Source organism: uncultured Microbulbifer sp. (genome assembly GCF_947489355.1).
GTDB lineage: Bacteria > Pseudomonadota > Gammaproteobacteria > Pseudomonadales > Cellvibrionaceae > Microbulbifer.
Genome location: NZ_CANLDD010000253.1, coordinates 1 through 216, shown reverse-complemented (window position 1 = coordinate 216; position 216 = coordinate 1). Strand labels below are relative to the sequence as shown.

The 216-nt window shown below is 49.1% G+C and carries 1 protein-coding gene; it reads left to right on the top strand.

Annotation, left to right across the window (positions count from 1 at the left end; genetic code table 11):
• The first annotated feature begins 13 nt into the window (after positions 1-13).
• Positions 14-163: a helix-turn-helix domain-containing protein gene (locus Q1A48_RS21660; protein ID WP_299948962.1), complete on the top strand. Its 150-nt coding sequence runs from the start codon at positions 14-16 to the stop codon at positions 161-163.
• The last annotated feature ends 53 nt before the right edge of the window (positions 164-216 follow it).

The following is a 216-nucleotide window of genomic DNA, read 5'->3' as shown; positions in this document are numbered from 1 at the left end:
CAAAGCCTGCAAGATGCTCGGCGTATCGCGAGACACCTTCTATCGTTACAAAGAAGCCGTATCCAGCGGCGGCGTGGTAAGCGATCAAGTAACCATTCAATTACCCATATCTAAGGCGAGTTCGAAGCCCGCACGCAATTCATATGTAGTAGTTCAGACTTGATCTGACAGTTACCGGTTTTTCTGACGGTGGTCTGTCAGGTCAGGTTCAGTTCA